At 30.8% G+C, this 20,601-nt stretch carries 16 protein-coding genes; 8 read left to right on the forward strand and 8 right to left on the reverse strand.

Translation table 11 applies throughout. The features are described 5' to 3' along the window. Window positions 1–80: 80 nt before the first annotated feature. The 3 genes from Q4487_RS02155 to Q4487_RS02165 form a co-directional block, all read right to left on the reverse strand. A complete protein-coding gene (locus tag Q4487_RS02155) occupies window positions 81–1,346 on the reverse strand; it encodes a mechanosensitive ion channel family protein (protein ID WP_100896054.1) in 1,266 nt (421 codons plus the stop codon). A gap of 69 nt (window positions 1,347–1,415) precedes the next feature. Further along, the gene (locus tag Q4487_RS02160; protein WP_303542817.1) at window positions 1,416–1,823 is read right to left on the reverse strand and encodes a thiol-disulfide oxidoreductase DCC family protein; all 408 of its coding nucleotides are present in this window, start codon (window positions 1,821–1,823) and stop codon (window positions 1,416–1,418) included. Window positions 1,824–1,862: 39 nt separating this feature from the next. Continuing rightward, on the reverse strand, window positions 1,863–3,740 hold the full coding sequence (locus tag Q4487_RS02165; protein ID WP_303542819.1) for a tetratricopeptide repeat protein: 1,878 nt from the start codon (window positions 3,738–3,740) through the stop codon (window positions 1,863–1,865). A gap of 358 nt (window positions 3,741–4,098) precedes the next feature. Here Q4487_RS02165 and Q4487_RS02170 point away from each other — a divergent pair, with 358 nt between their 5' ends. Further along, window positions 4,099–6,069 (forward strand): thiol-activated cytolysin family protein, encoded by a 1,971-nt coding sequence (locus Q4487_RS02170; protein ID WP_303542821.1) that lies wholly within the window; start codon window positions 4,099–4,101, stop codon window positions 6,067–6,069. 1,030 nt (window positions 6,070–7,099) lie between these two features. Here Q4487_RS02170 and Q4487_RS02175 read toward each other — a convergent pair. Together Q4487_RS02175 and rlmF are read right to left on the reverse strand one after the other, a co-directional pair. Further along, window positions 7,100–9,274 (reverse strand): DNA mismatch repair protein MutS, encoded by a 2,175-nt coding sequence (locus Q4487_RS02175; RefSeq protein ID WP_303542822.1) that lies wholly within the window; start codon window positions 9,272–9,274, stop codon window positions 7,100–7,102. Between the two features lie 65 nt (window positions 9,275–9,339). Beyond that, window positions 9,340–10,203: a 23S rRNA (adenine(1618)-N(6))-methyltransferase RlmF gene (gene rlmF / locus Q4487_RS02180; protein WP_303542823.1), complete on the reverse strand. Its 864-nt coding sequence runs from the start codon at window positions 10,201–10,203 to the stop codon at window positions 9,340–9,342. Between the two features lie 101 nt (window positions 10,204–10,304). On the opposite strand from rlmF, the gene Q4487_RS02185 reads away from it, so the two are divergent. From Q4487_RS02185 to Q4487_RS02215, 7 genes are all read left to right on the forward strand, one after another. Next, window positions 10,305–11,642 (forward strand): DEAD/DEAH box helicase, encoded by a 1,338-nt coding sequence (locus Q4487_RS02185; protein WP_303542824.1) that lies wholly within the window; start codon window positions 10,305–10,307, stop codon window positions 11,640–11,642. Between the two features lie 14 nt (window positions 11,643–11,656). Continuing rightward, the gene (locus Q4487_RS02190; protein ID WP_303542825.1) at window positions 11,657–12,967 is read left to right on the forward strand and encodes a DEAD/DEAH box helicase; all 1,311 of its coding nucleotides are present in this window, start codon (window positions 11,657–11,659) and stop codon (window positions 12,965–12,967) included. Between the two features lie 3 nt (window positions 12,968–12,970). Further along, entirely contained in the window at window positions 12,971–14,521 is a 1,551-nt protein-coding gene (locus Q4487_RS02195) for an SDR family oxidoreductase (RefSeq protein WP_303542826.1), read from the forward strand. 132 nt (window positions 14,522–14,653) lie between these two features. Beyond that, window positions 14,654–15,160 carry a peroxiredoxin-like family protein gene (locus tag Q4487_RS02200; protein ID WP_303571873.1) on the forward strand — a complete coding sequence of 169 codons (507 nt, stop codon included), beginning with the start codon at window positions 14,654–14,656 and terminating at the stop codon, window positions 15,158–15,160. A 162-nt stretch (window positions 15,161–15,322) separates the two neighbouring features. Next, on the forward strand, window positions 15,323–15,514 hold the full coding sequence (locus tag Q4487_RS02205) for a cold-shock protein (RefSeq protein WP_013622397.1): 192 nt from the start codon (window positions 15,323–15,325) through the stop codon (window positions 15,512–15,514). A 142-nt stretch (window positions 15,515–15,656) separates the two neighbouring features. After that, window positions 15,657–16,916: an NAD(P)/FAD-dependent oxidoreductase gene (locus tag Q4487_RS02210; RefSeq protein WP_303544294.1), complete on the forward strand. Its 1,260-nt coding sequence runs from the start codon at window positions 15,657–15,659 to the stop codon at window positions 16,914–16,916. A 77-nt stretch (window positions 16,917–16,993) separates the two neighbouring features. After that, window positions 16,994–17,443, forward strand: a complete 450-nt coding sequence (locus Q4487_RS02215) for a KTSC domain-containing protein (protein WP_303544297.1) — start codon at window positions 16,994–16,996, stop codon at window positions 17,441–17,443. Between the two features lie 141 nt (window positions 17,444–17,584). Here the strand turns inward: Q4487_RS02215 and Q4487_RS02220 are convergent, their stop codons facing one another. From Q4487_RS02220 to Q4487_RS02230, 3 genes are read right to left on the reverse strand one after another with little or no spacing between them, the layout of a single operon-like run. Further along, window positions 17,585–18,391 carry a type 1 glutamine amidotransferase domain-containing protein gene (locus Q4487_RS02220; RefSeq protein WP_303544300.1) on the reverse strand — a complete coding sequence of 269 codons (807 nt, stop codon included), beginning with the start codon at window positions 18,389–18,391 and terminating at the stop codon, window positions 17,585–17,587. Window positions 18,392–18,400: 9 nt separating this feature from the next. Then, window positions 18,401–19,558 carry an iron-containing alcohol dehydrogenase gene (locus Q4487_RS02225; protein ID WP_303544303.1) on the reverse strand — a complete coding sequence of 386 codons (1,158 nt, stop codon included), beginning with the start codon at window positions 19,556–19,558 and terminating at the stop codon, window positions 18,401–18,403. Window positions 19,559–19,592: 34 nt separating this feature from the next. Then, on the reverse strand, window positions 19,593–20,591 hold the full coding sequence (locus tag Q4487_RS02230) for an NADP-dependent oxidoreductase (RefSeq protein ID WP_303544307.1): 999 nt from the start codon (window positions 20,589–20,591) through the stop codon (window positions 19,593–19,595). Between the last annotated feature and the right edge of the window lie 10 nt (window positions 20,592–20,601).

The following is a 20,601-nucleotide window of genomic DNA, read 5'->3' on the forward strand; positions in this document are numbered from 1 at the left end:
CTAAGAATAGCAATACTTGAAAAAAACTAATAGTTTGTAAAGTGGTCTTTAGAGTGAGTAAAGTTAACTTTTGAGCTAGTTTACGGTTTAGAAGTACTTTTAAAGTTTGTGCTGCTAGGAAGCTCAAACAATTCTAATTCAAAAAATGGAATAGCAGCAAGTAAATGATCAAAAATATCAGACATTATATACTCGTAGTTTTCCCATCTTTTATCACTACTAAAAGCATAAACCTCTAAAGGTATACCTTGTGCAGTAGGGGCTAACTGCCTAACCATAACCATCATATCTTTATTTATAGCAGAATGATTTTTTAAATAGGTATCTGCATACTTTCTAAAAAGACCAATGTTAGTAAGGTTTCTTCCGTTTATTAAGATAGATTTATCTATGTTGTTACTTTGGTTGTACTCTGTAATTGTTTCTTGCCTGCCAACAATATACTCTGTTATAAGACTTATTTTTTTTAGTTTTTGAATATCTTTTGGAGCTAAAAATTTAATACTCTCTTGCTTAATTATTAAAGCACGTTTAATTCTACGTCCAGGAGAATTTGTCATTCCTCTCCAGTTTTTAAAAGAATCAGAAATTAAGGCGTATGTTGGTATAGTTGTAATTGTATTATCAAAGTTTTGTACTTTAACTGTAGCAAGGTTAATTTCTATAACATCACCATCTGCACCGTAATTATTAAAAGAAATCCAATCACCAATACGCACCATATCATTTATAGATACTTGTATACTGGCAACAAAACCAAGTATGGTGTCTTTAAAAATTAATAATATTACAGCAGAGGCCGTACCTAAACCAGTTAAAAATTTCCAAAGTTCTATGTCTGTAAGTATAGATATAGCTAACAAAATACCAATAGACCATAAAAATATCATAAATACTTGTATGTAACTATCTATAGGTTTGTCTTTTAGATTTGGTAATGTTTTAAAGAAATCTTTTAAAGTGTTAAGCAAACTCCTAACTACCCAAAGAGTTAATACAATACCAAAAACTTCTAACCCTTTTAAAATTACACCTTGTGCTTTTATAAAACCGTTAAAAACCAATGGAACAGCGTTGTAAGCAATAATAATAGGAACTATGTGAGCAACATTTCTTGGTACCTTATTTTTAACCAAAAAGTCATCAAAATTGGTTTTAGATATGCTTGTAAATTTTGCAAAGACAGAAATAAAAATCTTTCTTAAAACAAAATCAAAAATATAGAGAACAATAACTAAAAGAACTAAAAGTATTAGTGTGTTTAGGTATTTAGCGTAAATATCATCTAAACCAAAGTCAACTAAATAGTCGTGCAGTGAATATGAAATTTGATTTAAACTGTACATAAAAAAAGATTAATATATTTAGGTGAAATTAAGTTAAGTAATTGATTAATAATATTAATTAGATGCTAATTAATCTAAAAATTTAGCTTTTAATTCCGGAGTAGGAATCATACAATTATCTTTTTTTCCAAACCAGTTATACCTGTTTTTAGCAATATAACTATATACCCAATCTCTAAAATCAACAGGAATTTGTTCTAAAACCCATAAAAATATCCAAAAACCTCCAAAATTACGACCAATTTTTAGTGCAGCAGTAGATTTTATGTAATAGGCAATGTTAGGTTCTATTAAAATAATAGAGTCTATTTTAGATGTGTTTATATTGCGTTCTGTAATAAGTTTTTTGCCAGTTTCTCCTTGCAATGTTGCAAACCTAAACTGGTCTTTTTTATCATGTTTAATAATAAACTGTATAGCGTTGTTGCATAAGTTGCAAACGCCATCAAAAAGAATAATTTTTTTATCTACTACCACAAGGCAAAGATAAAATACCTTAAACAAATAAAAGTGTTTTTATAATGAATTTAAGAAATCACTTAGATCTACTTCTCGTTTAAGACTTAGCTTCTTTTTTAATCTATATTTAGACTTTAAAATACTGTCTGGTAGTACGTTAAAGATAGCGGCGATTTCTTTAGTAGATAAATTCATCCTTAAAAAAGCAGCGAGTCTAATTTCTTTATCAGATATGTCCGCGTATATTTTTTTTAGTTTATTATCAAAATCATTATGAACATCTGCAAAGTAAGACTTAAATAATTCCCAATCTTTGTCGTCTGCAGTTTGTTTTTTTAATAGCATTAATATACGTCTAAATTCTAATTTAAATTTATCTGGGTTATTTTTAAGTTCCTTTAAATTATCTATAAGTTCTTGTGTAAACGTGTTCTTTTGTACTAAGTGCACTGTTAAACTAGCTAATTCTTTTTGTTTGTGCTCTATTTCTTTTCTATATAGTTCATCTTGTTTTTTCTGTTTATTTATATTTTTCTTCATTCTGTGTTTAAATATAAAAAACAGCATAATTGAAATAGAAATTACAGCTACCATACCAGCAGCGTAAAGACTTATAGTTAAGGCATTTAGTTTATCTTTTTGTTGTAAGTTTTTAATTTCTTCTTCGTTAAGAGCTAGTAGAGTTTGTTTTTTTTCAGTTTCGTATATAGTTTTTAATTCTTCAATCTGTTGTATTTTTTTTAAGTTGTAAATACTATCCTTAAATTTTTGATGCTTTTTTAAATCACTCAGAGCTAAATTGCTTTTACCAAGCTGTTCATTAGCCAATGCGCGTAACTTGTAATTCTCCATTAAATAGTCTAGCCTTTTAATAGGTTTAGATTTTTCTATAGCTTTGTTTAGGTATATAATTGCTTGTTTTGGTTCATCTAAATCTATATATAACTTTCCTAGTTCTTTTAAAACATCTATATAGTTATATAAAAAGCCTTCTCTTTCATGAAACCTTAAGCTTTCTTCTAAGTATACTTTAGATTCTTCAAATTGTTTAGACTCTCTGTATACAGATCCAATGTTGGTATATAGTAAACCTTGATTAGATACTAATCCTTGATCTTCTGCTATTTTTAAACTCTTTGTAAAATTTATAATAGCTTTATCAAACCTTTTTAAATTAACAAAAGCAGTTCCTATTTGCAGGTACATATTACACATCCAATTACTATCATCTTTTAACTTATATACTTCAAGAGCTTTATTGTAATATGTGATGGCTTCATTATAATTACCAATACGATTTTGTATTTCACCAATTTTGGCAGTAATATCTGCTTTAGATACGCTATTTTCTCCTATAGAGTCTAAAATACCTAAAGACTCCATATACATTTTTTGAGATAATCTATACTGACCTTTACTTAGGTAAACACTAGCTATATTACCAATACAATTGCTGTAAAGTGTTGTTTTATTATTCTTTTTAAAAATATCTTTGGCCTTGTTAAACATTTTTAAAGACCTATCTAAATTAGAGTTTTGCCTTTCAATATCAGCTAACTCATTAAGGCCTTTAGCATAGCTTACATCATCATTAAGTTCCTTTGCTAGTGACATAGCAATTTTATGATAATAGACAGAAGAATCTAATTTGTGAATTACTTTATATACCAGTGCACTATTGTATGCGCTAGAAACTATTTTGGGTTTATCTGATATTAATTTAGCAGAATTATATGCCTCTAAGGAGTATTTTAAAGATAACTTTGGATTACTATACTTAAGATTTGAATGTAAACTGTCTAGTATTTTTAATTTTTGAGTTATTGATACTTCAGTTTGTAAAACATTTTTTAAGCTATCTATTTTTTGATTATTTTGACTAAAAGAAAAAGTTGTAACACTTATTACCAAAAAGGTAATTAATATGGTTTTCATAAGTTAATTCTGATAAAGTTAATTATATAAAGAATAAAATAATTGGGGACTTTACCTTCTTTCTTTGCATCTAAGATATTAATTTTTTTAAAAATTTAAATATATAAAAATCTATTATTCTTCATTTGTCCATATATTTTTTGATTTTTATTAAGAGGTTTTTAAACTTTTATTTTTGACTTAACCTATTGATTTTTATGGGATACGAGTTAGTTTTGGCTCTTATAAAATCATATTGTACGTCCTTTGTTTTGTATAGTTTTTAATATACGTGTCCATACTTTGTCCATTGTATATTTGATGTTTAAGAGCTTGTAAAAAATTATTTTTGTCCTCTCAAATCTTAAAATAATATATTATGAAGCAAATGCATTCATATAGTATTAAAACAAACCTACTAATGTTTTTAATACTATTTACATCATTGTTGTCTTGTAGTAAGGAAGATGATTCTTCGCAAAAAGATAACGAATCCGAAAAGAGTAGTTTTAATGCTGTTCTTGCTGTTGGTGAAGATTTAGAAGATCCAATACAACAACAGATAGAGGTTTCTTCTACACAAAGTGAGCAAGCAATTACTACAACAGACGATCAGGGTAACTCAACTATAGAAAACTGGAGTTGCACAACAACTACTTATGATTTAAAAAGGGAATCTGGTGGAGAAGATGGATTTCCATTATTTAGTCCAAATGCTAAAATAATTTATCCAGGTAGCTTGTTACAGGGAAAAACACTTAAAAATACAACTCCAGACGTAATAGCAGTTGATAGAGCCGGAGGAACAGTGTCTTATGATTTGGTAAATGGTAACATATCTAGTAATGTAACTGTAGATGTGGTGTCTAAAAGTAGTATACAAGATGCTATGAACCAGATAATAGCAGCATCACCAGATGTAACGCCAGCAAATTTTACTTTTGAGTATGAACAAGTGCAAAGTAGAGAAGCTTTAGCTATTAGTATGGGGTTAGATATAAAATCTGCCTTTGTAAAAGCAGGTGCTAGTTTTGACTTTAAAAACGGAGACAATAAAAATAGAATCTTGGTAAAGTTAAAACAAACGTTTTACACTATGTCTATGAATTTGCCAACTAGTAAGGATGATTTATTTGCAGACACGGTAACACCAGAAGATTTAGCTAAATATATACAAGAAGATAATCCTGCTACATATATTAGTGATGTTACCTATGGTAGAGTTTATTATATGTTGATAGAAACAAGCTCATCTTACCAAGAACTAAACGTAGCTGCTAATGCTAGTTTTGGTGTGTTTAGCACTAAAGTTAAAGCAGAGTTAGAGGTTAACCATTTAAAAGAGCTAAAAAATGTTAATATAAAAGTTATTGCTTTTGGTGGTGATACAGAATCTACTATATCTACTATAGGTGAAACAAATTTAAGCTCTCTAGTTAGCTTACTGTCCAAGAGTGCTAACATAGGTTCTGGATTACCTATAAGTTATGTGGTACGTAGTGTAAATACAAATCAAATAGTTGGTGTACAGCTTGCTACAAAGTATAACGAAACTAATTGCGAACCTCTTTTTGATAATGGAGAACCAATACAAACAAAGCATTGGAGAGGCAATATTTTAAATAAAATGGGAGGCGTTGGTGCAGCTTTTGAGCGCAATAAAGGAGAGTTTATACTTGTAAATACTTCTGGAGATAAATATATGCGTAGTTTTAACGGTGCTTTAGAAGGTCCTTTTTCTGTAACTGATTTGTTTGCTGGTGAATACCCATTCTTTACTGGTGATAAAGACAGTGGAGAGTTTGATGGTATAGGAGCTATTGTAAATCTTAGAAAAAATGAAGAATACAGCAGTGTAGATAATGAAAAACAGTTTCTAGCAATATCAAAAAACGGGTTACAATTTAAATATGTTAGTTCAAATTCCTGGGAAAATTTCACCTCTTTAGAAGACCTTTCTATAGAGAGATTAGGAAGAGCAGGGAGTAGTCAAGGTTTTGGTACAGAAGGTATAGGAGCTTTGTTAAATAAAGAATATGTTTTATCAAATGAAGAAGAAGATCTATACGAAAGTTTAACAATTGCCTTTGATAAATCTGGTAAAAGAATTATGTACTTTCTAACAGGAGATGGAGATGGTAACATAGGAATTGCATTGCCGTTAAATTTATATACCATTAAAAATTCTAATAACCTTTTAATCAAAAATATACCCTTAGAGACTGTAGGTGCATCATTTAATTTTTATGTAGGTAACAAATTAAGAACTGTAGTTTTTGATATAACTGGTACCAAATACACTGTTTCTGGTAATAATACGGGTGATTATTCTCCAATTTTTAGTCTCTAAGTATTCAATAAAATACATCTAAATAACTAGCTCTAAATTATTCTCAAATTTTGCTTCCTACTTATGATTACATTTAATTATGTAATGGTCTTAATAACTGTTAATAATTATACAGAATTGAGTTAGTTTAACTGGGCAATTTAATTATTGCCCAGTTTTTTTTTACTCAAGTTTAAAATAATAGTTTTTTAACCAATCTATGCTAAGTCCATTAGTATTGTTTTTTATTTGATTGTTGGTTAATGGTGTTTTACTTTTTAATTTATTAAAAGTATACTTGTTGTTTATACCCTAAATTAAAGAATTAGTATACGAAACAGGCAGAATATACTTAGTATTTTACAGCATAATAACAGCTGTATGTCTTTGTAAGCTATCTAAACCTTCCCTTTTTACTTACATAGGCTATATATTAACTTCATAAAAGAATAAATTAATATGTTAATTTGTTAGTTAGTAAAATAAACCGATTATTTTTCGTTTTTTGTAATTAAAACTGTAAAAAAATGAATATAATTAATTTTTAAAACACTGTTTTTCAGTTAATTGAATCTAAATATATTTTTTTGACAACTATTTTTAATAAATGCACGTATATAGTGTGTTACTTGTAGAAGTCTAGTTGTAATTGTATTTTTTTTGTGTTTTATAAGAAAAAATTAACACTTGTCCATGCTTTGTCCATGGTGTTTTCTTTAAAAACATTTGGTTTAGGCTTACTTTTGCAGTGTAAGAAAATATTAAAAATTAAATAATTGAATACAAAAATTATTTAGTTTAAAAATTGGGGAACAGTCGGCCTCTTAAGTGGTTTGTAACTTCATTAAACTTAATGCTGGCTGTTTATTTTTATTTAGTATATAAACGCTACTAATATTTATTAGTGGTATACAATTTATAAATAAAACAAATTTACTTTAACGTAAGTTTTAAGGCTTACAATCACAATTTAAATTAGTTTTTTAAAAATGGGGAACAGTCGGCCTCTTAAGTAGTCTTTGTAAACTTCATAATGCTTAATGCTGGCTGTTTATTTTTTTTTGGCCTGTACCAGTTCTAACTGATCTACATTTACATTTGTAGTAAATAATCCGTAGTTAACAATAGCTTTGTTTTTTTCTAAAGAATCTATACTACCAACAGCTTTTCCATCTAGCATACGGACTCTATCACCAATTTTAAAAATATACTTAGGTTTAAGTTTTTCTTTAACAATAGCTTTTTTCTTTTCTACTTTTTTCTTTTCACGTATTACCTCTACCTTTTTAGCAACTTCTTGCTCTACTTGTTTCTTTTTGGCTTTTTGTGCTTTAACTTCTTTTGCAGATTTCTTTTTACGTTTGCTATTTTCAGTTTCTACAACACGTATTAGTTCTGAGACTAACACACGCTTTTTGTTATCCTGAAAATATTTTTCAGCAGCATCATTTACCTTGTTACCTAAATAAATCATACGTTGGTTATGGTCGTACAATTCTTGGTAGTTTTCTAGCTTAGATTTTATTTTTGTGTTAAGCTCTTCTAAACGTCTAGATTCTTGCCTTGCTTTAGTTTCTTCTTCTTGTAGTCTAGAACCTGTTTTTTCCATTTTACTACGCTCTTTTTGCATTTTAGCAATGGTAGCATCAAAACGGACTTTACCACGTTCTATTTTCTTTTTGGCTTTGTTAATTAGGCTATACGGAATACCATTTTTTTGAGCAACTTCAAAAGTAAAAGAACTACCAGCTTGCCCTAATACAAGTTTAAAAGTTGGCTCTAAACTTTTAGCATCAAACAACATATTGGCATTTGTAGCGTGCGGTAATTCATTAGCTAGCATTTTTAAATTGGCGTAATGCGTAGTAATTACACCATAAGCACCGCGCTCATAAAAAACTTCTAAAAAAGTTTCTGCCAATGCACCACCAAGTTCAGGATCACTACCAGTACCAAATTCATCAATTAAAAAAAGTGTTTTATCATTACACTTCTTTAAAAAGCTATTCATATTTTTAAGGCGATAACTATAGGTGCTTAAGTGGTTTTCTATAGATTGATTATCTCCTATGTCTGTTAATATTTTTTCAAACAAACAAACCGTACTACGTTCATGAACAGGAATTAGCATACCACTTTGTAACATCACCTGTAGCAAACCAATTGTTTTTAAGGTAATACTTTTACCACCAGCATTAGGACCAGAAATTACAATAATTCTGTTGTCCTGTTTTAGTTCTATAGTTTGTGGCCAGGTTTTTTCATTTTTCCTTGTATTAGTTAAGTACAAGAGTGGGTGGTAGGCATCACGTAAAAACATAGTTCTTTCTTCACTAATTTTTGGTAAGAGAGAGTTTGTATCTTGTGCATACTTTGCTTTTGCAGCAGTAACGTCTGTTTCTGCTAAATACTCTTGGTAACTAGCTAAAATATAATCAAAAGGTCTAATTGCTGCTGTTAATTCTTTTAAAATAAGATTTACTTCTTCTTTTTCATCATATTCTAAATTGTTTAACTCTCTACTATGGCGTAACGTAGCTTCAGGTTCTATATAAACAATGCTACCAGTTTTAGAAGCCCCCATAACGGCACCTTTCACCTTTTTTCTGTACATTGCTTTTACAGCTAAAACACGCCTGTTGTCTACTACAGATTCTCTAATTTCGTCTAAATAATCTGCAGAATTATAAGAGTTTAAAGCAGATAAAAAACTAGAGTTAATTTTACCTTTTACAGAATTAATTTCTCTACGTAAATCGTATAATTTGCTTGATGCTTTATCTTTAACCTCGCCAAACTTATCTATAACAGCATCTATAGCGTTTGGTATTTCTGGTAGCACATTTAGTGTTTCAGAATAGTTACTTAATAATGGGTAATATTCTTTAAACTTTTTAAAAAACTTAGTATGTACAACAATAGTATTGCAAATACTGCTAATTTTTTTAAAACCTCCTATTTCTAATGTTGCGTTTTCTATTTTTAATAAATGTAATTCTTTAGTAATCGCATCAAAACCGTGATTTGGTATACGGTTTTCATTATCGTAAGATGCTACGTATTCACTAGTTTTTCCTAGATTTTCTAAAATTTCTTCTTTACTACTAAAAGGAGTAACGTGTAGTGCTAATTCTTTCCCTAATTCTGTACTACAGCGCAAGTTAATGTGCTCTAATACGGTGTTAAATTCTAGGTCTTGTAATGTTTTAGGGTGAATTTTATGCATTGTATAATTTTAAACCTTGCAAAGGTAAAGATAAGTGATGAAACTAGAAGTTTGTAATTTTGAATTTAGTCATTAAATTTCCAAGCCAAAATTCTACTTTTTTTATTGCCTTGTTCCATAGGCACTATAAAATAACTAGCTTTTAGTTTAGTAAGTTGTTTTTGTAATTTAGGTAAGTTATTGCTTTTAGATACCAAGCTGGTAAAAACAGTAACCTGGTCTTTAAATAAAACACTTTCTTTTATTAATCGTTTTAAAAATAGAGCTTCGCCACCATTACACCAAAGCTCATTAGCCATACCACCAAAGTTAAGCTCTAGCTCATTAGCTTGTTTTCTTAAATTTTTAAGTTTGCGTTGTGTGCCTTTTTTTGCTTCTTTTTCTGATGAATGAAAAGGCGGATTACACATTGTAAAGTCAAACTTTTCATTAGATTTAATTATTCCTGTAAAAATATTAGCATTGTTTTTTTGATGTCTAATTTCAATAGCATCAACTAAATTAGTATTTGCAGTTACATTTTGTTTTGCAGATGCTACAGCCACTTCATTAATATCTGAACCTACCATTTTCCAATTGTATATTTGGCTGCCTAGTATTGGATAAATGCAATTGGCACCCACACCAATATCTAAACCCTTAACAGGTGTATTTATATTTACTTTGTTAAGTATGTCTGCTATATGGTGTATGTAGTCTGCACGTCCTGGAATTGGCGCACAAAGGTAATTTTCAGGTATACTCCAATTAGTAACATTATAGTGTAGCTTTAATAGCGCTTTATTTAATTCTAAAATGGCATTAGGATTAAAAAAATCTATAGTGCTGTTATCAAACTCATTAGTGTGTACAAAAGGAGCTAAAGAAATATGTATTTCTATTAATTTTTTAAATTGATAAGGCGTATTATGTAGGTTTTTTCGATGCACAGCAACTGTTTTTTACAAATGTAAGATGATATCTAAAGAGATCCCCTATTTTTTTGTGGATTCTAGTGAAAAGAGTGACTATCTTTGCCCAAAATTATATTATGTCAAAAAAGTTTTCTAAACTAGGAGTTTCTGCTCCTCTTCTTAAAAGTTTAGCCGAATTAGAAATTACGACTCCTACAGAAATACAAGTAAAATCTATTCCGGTTTTACTAGTGGCTAACAAAGATTTTGTTGGTTTAGCAAAAACAGGTACTGGTAAAACCGCAGCTTTTGGTTTGCCACTTATACAATTAATAGATAAAGATAATGCCAATATACAGGCTGTAATAGTTGTACCTACAAGAGAATTAGGTCAGCAAATTTACAGCAATTTAGTTTCTTTTGCTTCACATATGCCTGCTGTTTCAATAGCATCAATATGTGGTGGTACACCTATAAAGCCGCAAATAGAACGTTTAAAAGAAAACACTCATATAGTTATTGCTACTCCTGGTAGGTTAATAGATTTGTTAAAACGTAACGCTATCAGTCTAAAAAATTCTAAATACCTTGTTTTAGATGAGGCAGATGAAATGGTAACTTCCTTAAAAGATGGTTTAGATACTATTGTAGCTGCATTACCTAAAGATAAAAGAACTATATTATTTACAGCAACAATGCCTGGCGCTATTAAGCAAATGGTACAAAACTATTTATCTAAACATGTTACACAGGTTAGTGTAAATATGGAAACCGTTGGTAATACTAGTATAGATCACCAATATGTTGTTGTAGAACCTATTGAAAAATTAGAGGTTTTAATGCACTTTTTAAACTCTAGAGATGGGCAAAGAGGAATTATATTTTGTAAAACCAAAGCCGCAGTTAACAAACTTGCAAAAAACTTGGCTATAAATAAGTTCTCTTCTGGCGCATTACATGGTAGTTTAACACAACCAATTAGAGACCGTATTATGGGTCAGTTTAGAGAAGGGCACATAAAAATATTAGTGGCTACAGATTTGGCTGCTCGTGGGTTAGATGTAAAAGAAATATCTTATGTTGTAAATTATCATTTACCAGATGTTTATGAAACTTACGTGCATAGAAGTGGACGTACAGCAAGGGCAGGAGCAGAAGGGTTTTCTTTAACTATTTTGCAGAAAGAAGAAGAAAAAGACATTACAGATTTTGAAAACGAATTAGGATTAAGTTTTAAAAAGTTTAAAAAAGCAGATGCTAGTAGTATTGAAGAAAACAATACATTACTTTGGGCTAAAAAGATTTTTAAAACAAAACCTAATCACACTATATCTGCTGAATTTAAAGAAAAGGTACATACCGTTTTTCATCATTTAACAAAAGAAGAATTGGTAGATAAAATTTTAGCACATCATTTAGGGCAAACTAAAAAACTTGGTTCTAGCTCATTAGAAGATAACAACTTTACGCTTTAATAGCATAAAATAGTATGGCAAATACAATTAAAAATAGAAAGGATATTTTACAAAAATTAAATATTCATCAATTAAACCCTATGCAGCAAGAGGCTCTTTCTGTAATAGAAAATACAACTAACACAGTATTATTATCGCCAACAGGAACAGGTAAAACACTTGCCTTTTTGTTGCCATTAATAGATAGGTTAGATCCAGATTTAGAGGAAATACAGGCTTTAATTTTAGTGCCATCTAGAGAATTAGCCATACAAATAGAACAGGTTATACGTTCTATGGGTTCTGGTTATAAAGTTAATGCAGTGTATGGTGGTAGAGCAATGTCTAAAGATAAAATAGAGCTTAAGCACATACCTGCAATATTAATTGGTACACCAGGAAGAATTGCAGACCATTTTGATAATGAACGTTTTTCTACAAAATATATAAAGACACTTGTTTTAGATGAGTTTGATAAGTCTTTAGAAACAGGTTTTGAAGAAGAAATGAAATATATTATTAGTTTATTACCTGCTTTAAATAGACGTATTTTAACTTCTGCTACACAGGGTGTTACTATTCCAAAATTTGTACGTTTAGATAAAGCTGTAACTATTAATTTTTTAAAGGAAAATAAAAATAAACTAGCAGTTAAAACTGTAGTTTCTCCTAATAGAGATAAGTTAAGAACGTTACTAAATTTACTTAATAATGAAGGGAATAACCCGGGTATCATATTTTGTAATTTAAGAGAAAGTATAAAGGGAGTTAGTCGGTTTTTAGAAAAAAATAATATTACGCATGGCTGTTTTCATGGTGATATGGAACAGAAAGATAGAGAACGTTCTTTACTAAAATTTAGAAACGGAACTTATGATGTTATTGTAGCTACAGATTTGGCTGCACGTGGTATAGATATTCCAGAGATGAAATATATTATACATTATGAGTTGCCTTATAAAAATGAAGAATTTATACACAGAAACGGTAGAACCGCGCGTGTAAACGCTAAAGGAACTGCCTATGTTTTAAAGTGGGAAGAAGAAGATTTACCAGATTTCATTAAAAATGCACCAGTTGCAAAAATTAGTAAAACAGGCACAAGAAAACCACCATATTGGACAACTTTATTTATTTCTGGGGGTAGAAAAGATAAAATATCTAAAGGTGATATTGCTGGTTTATTTTTTAAACAAGGTAATATTAATAAGGATGAATTAGGAGTTATAGAACTTAAACAAGACTGTACTTTTGTATCTGTACCTGCAGTTATTGCCCCTAAACTTGTAGAAAAACTAAATAATACAAGGTTAAAGAAGAAGAAAGTTAGAATTAGCATTATTTAATGTATGAAAGAAGAGAATACTAATGCAGATAATGCATTATCACAAGAAGAAATAGATAAGTGTATTTCTGTTTTAGAACACTTAATTTCTAATACCGATGAAATTTTTGAAATTTCTAAAGAAAAAAGAACAACTTTAATTAAAGCTGCTGGTCAACTTTCTAGACCAAGTAGAGAAGAGTTTTCTCGTAGAAAAAAAGATGCTAAAAAAGCACAAAAACGTAAACAAGATGCTAGGGACCGTAATGCTCGTAAAGAAACTGGTATACGTAGTGCCCGTGAAGCTGTAGTTTTTGTTGCTCCTAAATTGTTACCAGAGGCAGATTTATCTAACCAAAAAGAGTTGGAGTTAGAGTCGCCAAGAAACTGTTACGTTTGTAAAGATTTGTTTACTAAGTTACATCATTTTTATGACCAAATGTGTACTAGTTGTGGAGATTTTAACTATGCCAAGCGTTTTCAAACAACAGAATTAAAAGGGCAGGTTGCAGTAATAACGGGTTCTAGATTAAAAATTGGTTATCATATTACATTAATGTTATTGCGTGCAGGTGCTACTGTAGTTGCAACAACAAGGTTTCCGGTAGATTCTGCTCTGCGTTTTTCTAAAGAAGAAGATTTTACACAATGGGGACATCGTTTAAAAATTCACGGTTTAGATTTAAGACACATACCTAGTGTAGAAATCTTCTGTAATTTTATAGAACAAAAGTACGAGAATTTAGATATTCTTATTAATAATGCAGCGCAAACAGTACGTAGGCCTGCAGGTTTTTACACGCACTTAATGGCTAATGAAGAAAAACCAATTTCAGATTTACCAAAGTATGCTGCAGATTTATTACAAGATCACGTGGGTTGTATGCAAGAGTTAAAGGCGTTAACCTCTGGAGCATCTCCTAATAAAAATATGCCAGTTACTTGGCACGGACCAGAACCAGGCATAGGAATTAGAGCTTCTGCAAAGTTGTCTCAAATACCATATAGTTTTGATAATTCATTACAAACTTCAGAAGTTTTTCCAGAGGGAGAGTTAGATGCAGATTTGCAACAGGTAGATTTACGTAAAACAAACAGCTGGCGTTTAAAGCTTGGAGAAATTGAAACTACAGAAATGATAGAGGTGCAATTGGTAAACTCTGTTGCTCCGTTTGTACTATGTAACCGACTTTCTGAAGTTATGAAGAAAGAAAACACAGGTAAAAAGCACATTATAAATGTTTCTGCTATGGAAGGTAAATTTCATAGATTCTTTAAAGAAGATAGGCACCCGCATACCAATATGGCTAAAGCAGCCTTAAATATGCTTACACACACTGCCGCTGGTAGTTTAGCAAAAGATGGTATTTATATTAATGCTGTAGATACTGGTTGGGTTACAGATGAAGATCCGGCAGAATTATCTAAAAGAAAAGCAGAATTACACGATTTTCAGCCTCCATTAGACATTGTAGATGGTGCTGCACGTGTTATGGATCCGTTAATTGATGGTATTAATACAGGAAAACATTGGAGTGGTAAATTCTTAAAAGATTACAGACCTATAGATTGGTAGTACTTAAATTTAAGGAGACGTTAAACTTGTGTTAGGCTTTGTTAAACGCTCTATATTGATTTTCATTTTTTGTAACTTAACATTAGTTGATGGTAACATCAATAAATTAAGTTTAATAAAAAATAATATAGAATGATAAAACCTAGAGAAAAAGCCCCAGAATTAAGTATAGAGTTAGTAAATGATACCACTTGGAAGTTGAGTGAACAATCACCAGAAAACTTTACTTTAATTCTTTTTTATAGAGGTAAACATTGTCCTGTTTGTCAAAAACAATTAGAGCAATTACAAAAATCGCTTCCTAAATTTACAGAGCGTGGCGTTAATGTTATTGCCATTAGCACAGATACAGAAGAGGTAGCAAAAGCAACACACAAAGAATGGGATATTAATGATATTCCGCTTGGACACAGCTTTTCTATTGATGAAGCAAGAAAATGGGGATTATTTATTTCTAGTGGAATAAAGCAAGAGCCTGAGTTTTTTGCAGAACCAGGGCTGTTTTTAATTACACCAGACCAAACAGTTTACTGGGAGTCTATACAATCTATGCCTTTTGGACGTCCAGAATTTAGAGATGTTTTAGGTGGAATAGATTATATTTTAAAAGCTGACTACCCTGCTAGAGGAGAAGTATAATTTTGTATTTATTTATCTAAAATAGTAGTTGACAGTTGATTAAAAAAATAATTTGTAATATTAAGTTTAAGTTAACTGATTATAAAGTCTTTAAATAAATTTTGGAGATATGATTATTAGTAGTATTTTTGTTTTAAATTAATTTATTATAAATACAATACAATGAGTAAAGGAACAGTAAAATTCTTCAACGATGAAAAAGGTTTTGGTTTTATCACTGAAGAAGGTTCAGGTAAGGATATCTTTGTACACATCTCTGGTTTAGTAGACGAAATTCGTGAAGGCGATGAAGTTGAATACGAGGTTACAGAAGGTAAAAAAGGTTTAAACGCAGCAAACGTAAGAGTTTTATAACATATACTAGTAAAAGCTTTAAGCTAAGAGTCTATTCGCAAGAATAGACTCTTTTTTTTGTCTTATTATTAACGTAAAACAAGGTCTAAATCAACCTATAAAAACATCCTTATTTTGTATCTTTATAGTACAATTTAAACTTATGGGAGACAGAAAAAAAGTAGTAGTTATAGGTGCTGGTTTTGGCGGTATAACTATAGCAAAAGCTTTTAAAAACAAAAATGTAGATGTACGTCTAATAGATCAAAATAATTACCATAATTTTCAGCCTCTAATGTACCAAATTGCCACTGGAGGTTTAGAGCCAGATAGTATTGCATACCCTGTAAGGCGTATTTTTAGAGGATATGAGAATGTTACTTTTAGAATGGCAAATGTTATTGCTGTTAATCCTAAAACCAAAGAGCTAAACACAACTATTGGTACTATTAGTTATGACTATTTAGTAATAGCAACTGGGAGTCAAAATAATTTCTTCAATTTTGCACCAATAAAAGATGAACTGCTAACTTTAAAATCTATTCCTGATGCTTTAAATTTAAGAAGCTATATTTTTCAGAATTTAGAAAAAGCTTTAGCAAAAAAAGATAAAGAGCCATTAGACGAGATTTTAAATATTGCTATTGTTGGTGGAGGACCTGCAGGTTTAGAATTAGCAGGAGCTTTAGCAGAAATGAAAAAACACGTGTTGCCTAAAGATTTTCCAGATTTAGATATTTCTAAAATGAGTATAAATCTTTATGAGGCTTCTTCTAATTTATTAAATGCTATGTCTAAACAGGCCTCTGCAAAGAGTTTATTGTATTTAACCAAATTAGGTGTTAATGTGCACTTAAACTCTAGAGTAAGCTCTTATGAGAATAATAAGCTGCAGATAGGTGATAATAGTTTTTATACTGATACCGTAATTTGGACAGCAGGTGTAAAAGCAGCTCCAATAGAAGGTTTGCCAAAACAAGCTATAATAGGAGGTAACCGTATTGCAATTGATGCATACAACCAAGTAGTGCAGACTAAAGATATTTTTGCTATTGGTGATGTGGCTGCGCATATTTCTGAAGAAGATCCCAAAGGTTTACCAATGTTAGCACCAGTGGCACAACAGCAAGGTACTCACTTGGCAAAAAATATAATTAGATTAGTTAATAATAAAGAGTTAGAACCTTTTGTGTACAAGAACAAAGGGGTAATGGCAACTATAGGTCGTAAAAAAGCAGTTGTAGATTTGCCTAAATTTAAATTCCAGGGAACCTTTGCTTGGTTGGTTTGGATGTTTATACATATTATGTCTCTAGTAGGGTTTAAAAATAAATTATCTGCTTTTATAGGATGGATGACGAACTATTTTACCTATGATAGACCCTTGGGGTTAATTATTAGACCGTTTAGCAAAAGAAAATAATACGCTATTATTGTTATATAGGTTGATAATCAATTTAAAAGACGTAATTTCGCGGCTGGTTTTAAAAAAGTACCTGAATGAAACGAATAAATCAATATAAGAAAATGTTCTCTGTTGAGAATAACATAGAACTTAAGTCATTAAAAACTAGTTATAGAAAATTAGTTAAAGAGTGGCATCCAGATAAGTTTCAAGAAGGTGACGCTAAGCGTGAAGAAGCAGAAATTAAAAGTAGAGAAATTATAGATGGTTACCATTTTCTTGTAAGTATAGCTCCAGAAACTAAAGTGGCTAATGCAGAAGAATATAAAGCATTAACAACTACTTCTGGTATTTTAGATTTTCAGCATAATGGTCAGCTTTTAGAAGTAACATTTTTAGACGGTACTACTTATGAGTATTTTGGAGTTCCTAAAAAAATATATGTAAAAATGATTAATTCTGATAAGATTTATCGTTTTGCAAAACGTAATATTTTTGAGTCTTATATGTACCGTAAGTCTAAGAAAAACACGCAAGAAGCATAGTAACTTATTTATTTAAGTTGTTGGTGTTAAAAACTTGTTTTACAGATAATTATATTTTGTAATACAATTTTTTTTAAATTAAATAAAAACGCCTGTAAAGATCTACTTTACAGGCGTTTTATTATAAACAAACAACTACAATTATTTATTTAATTCAGCAACTAATTTATCAGCAACTAACTCAGACGAAGCTGGGTTTTGACCTGTAATTAAGTTACCGTCTTGTATTGCGTAAGCAGCCCAATCTTCTTTTTTAGAGTAGATACCTCCATTTTCTTTTAGCATATCTTCAACTAAAAATGGCACTACATTTGTAAGTTGCACAGCTTCTTCTTCAGAATTTGTAAATCCTGTTACTTTTTTACCTTTAACTAATGGGTTACCATCTGTTCCTTTAACACCTTTTAAGGCAGCAGGAGCGTGACATACAAATGCTACAGGTTTTTTCTGCTCATTAAATTTTTCAATTAAAGCAATAGATTTTTCATCGTTTGCTAAATCCCATAAAGGACCGTGACCACCTGGGTAAAATACAGCATCAAAATCATCAGCATTTATATCTGCCAAAACTTTAGTATTAGCAATTTTATCTTTTGCTTCTGCATCCTTGTTAAAACGCTCTGTGTCTTCTGTAGCAGCATCTGGAGAATCACTACTAGGATCTATTGGTGCAGCTCCACCTTTTGGTGTTGCAATTGTAATTTCTGCACCTTTGTCTAATAATGTGTAGTATGGGTTTGCAAATTCCTCTACCCAGAAACCAGTTTTTTTACCAGTTTCACCTAATTTATCGTGTGATGTTAATACAAATAATACTTTCATTTTATTTTCTTTTTTAGTTTTTACTGTCTCTAAAGCTTTTTCAGAAACTTGATTGTTTTTTTTAGTGTTGCAAGCTGTAGCCATAACTATAGTTAATGCTACAATTGCAGATTTAATTAAATTCATATTTATTACTTAGTATGCCATTTTTACAATTTTCTCAGCATCTTCTGGTAACAGGGCTTGGTGTTCGCCTAATTTCCATCCACGCTCTGTAAAACGCTTTGCTATTTCTTCTGCTGTACCTTCGTAATCTTTAGTATAGTCAGATAATTTAGTGTCTATGCCTAATTGGTGAAAGAAAGCTTCAGTTTTTTCTATAGCCGCATAAGCTTTATCGTCTATACTACCTTCTGTTACATTCCAAACACGTTCTGCGTATTGTGCCAATTTTTCTTTTTTAGCTTCAAAATTGTATTTGTAGTGACTAGGAGTAACTACAGCTAACGTACGTGCGTGGTCTATACCAAACAAGGCTGTTAACTCGTGTCCCATCATATGTATAGCCCAATCTCCAGGAACTCCTTGTTGTATTAAGCCATTTAAAGCCATAGTACAACTCCACATAAAGTTAGATGCAGCTTCGTAATTTGTTGGGTCTTCTACTACAGTAGGAGCAACCTCTACTAATGTTTGTAAAATGCTTTCTGCAAAACGATCTTGTAAAAGACCGCCTGCTGGGTATGTCATATACTGTTCTAAAACGTGAGTAAAAGCATCTGTAATACCGTTTGCTAATTGGCGCTTAGGAATAGATGTAATTACTTGTGGATCTAGAATAGAAAAAGTTGGGAATAATGCTGGTCCGCCCATAGAAAGTTTTTCTTTGGTTTCTTTTCTAGAAACTACCAAACCAGAATTCATTTCAGAGCCTGTAGCTGGCAATGTTAATACTGTTCCAAATGGTAATCCTTTACTAGGACGTTCTTTGTTTTTTAGCATTTGCCAAGGTTCTGCACCTTCATATAATGCAGCAGCAGATAAAAACTTAGTACCATCTATTACAGAACCACCACCAACAGCTAATAAATACGTTACTTTTTCGTCTTTAATAACTTTTAATGCATCCATTAGAGTTTCATACTCAGGATTTGCTGGGATACCACCAAACTCAATCATATCTACTTTTGCCAAAGCAGTTTTAACTTGGTCGTATATTCCGTTTTTCTTTATACTACCACCACCATAAAGCATTAAAACTTTAGCATCTACTGGTATTTCTGAAGTTAATTTTTCAATTGTATCTTTCCCAAAAATTATTTTAGTTGGGTTTTTGTATTCAAAATTGTTCATTTTCTTTAGTTTTTAAGTTGATAAAATCTATCTTTTAGATTTTTACAATCATTTTACCTTTGTTTTTACCATCAAACAGGTCTATAAAAGCAGACGGAATGTTCTCAAAACCTTCTACTATAGTTTCTGTATAAGTTAGTTTGTCTTGTGCTAACCAGGTTGATAGTTCTTTCATTGCTTCTGGAAACTTCTCTGCGTAATTAGAAACAATAAAACCTTGCATTAAAGCACTGTTTTTTACTAGAAATGGCTGCACGCTTACACTTTGTGGTAACTCTGTATTATTATAAACAGATATTGCACCACAAATAATCATTCTAGCAAATTTGTTAATATTAAAAAGTACAGCATCAGATATTGGTCCGCCTACGTTATCAAAATAAACATCTACACCATTTGGCGCAGCATCTGCAATTGCAGCAGTCATATTTTCAGTAGTGTTGTAATTAATACCAGCATCAAAACCAAATTTAGATTTTAGCATTTCTACTTTTTCATCTGTACCGGCAATACCGATTACACGTAGTCCTAAAAGTTTACCAATTTGGCCAACCACACTACCAACTGCTCCTGCAGCACCAGAAACAACAAGTGTTTCACCTGCTTTTGGTTTTCCTATTTCTGTTAACCCAAGGTAGGCCGTTAAACCTGTCATACCTAAAATACCTAAATAAGCACTTAATGGAGCTTTAGATTTATCTACTTTTAAAAGGATTTCTCCTGTAGATACTTGTTGTGTTTTCCAGTCTAACATACCGGAAACAAAATCGCCTTCTGCAAAGTTTTCATTTTTAGAAGCAAGTACTTTTGCTATTACACCAGAATGTACAGGTTTGTTTAGTTCAAAAGGAGGGACGTAAGATTTAGCATCGCTCATTCTACCTCTTAAGTAAGGATCTACAGATACGTAAGCTGTTTCTAAAAGCAACTCACCATCTTTAATTTTTAAATCAGATTCATCTGTTACATATTCGAAATCTGATACTGAAGGTTTCCCAGCAGGTCTGTTTTTTAATAAAATTGTCTGAATCATAATATTGTAT

The organism is Cellulophaga sp. 3_MG-2023 (assembly GCF_030546975.1).
Lineage (GTDB): Bacteria > Bacteroidota > Bacteroidia > Flavobacteriales > Flavobacteriaceae > Cellulophaga.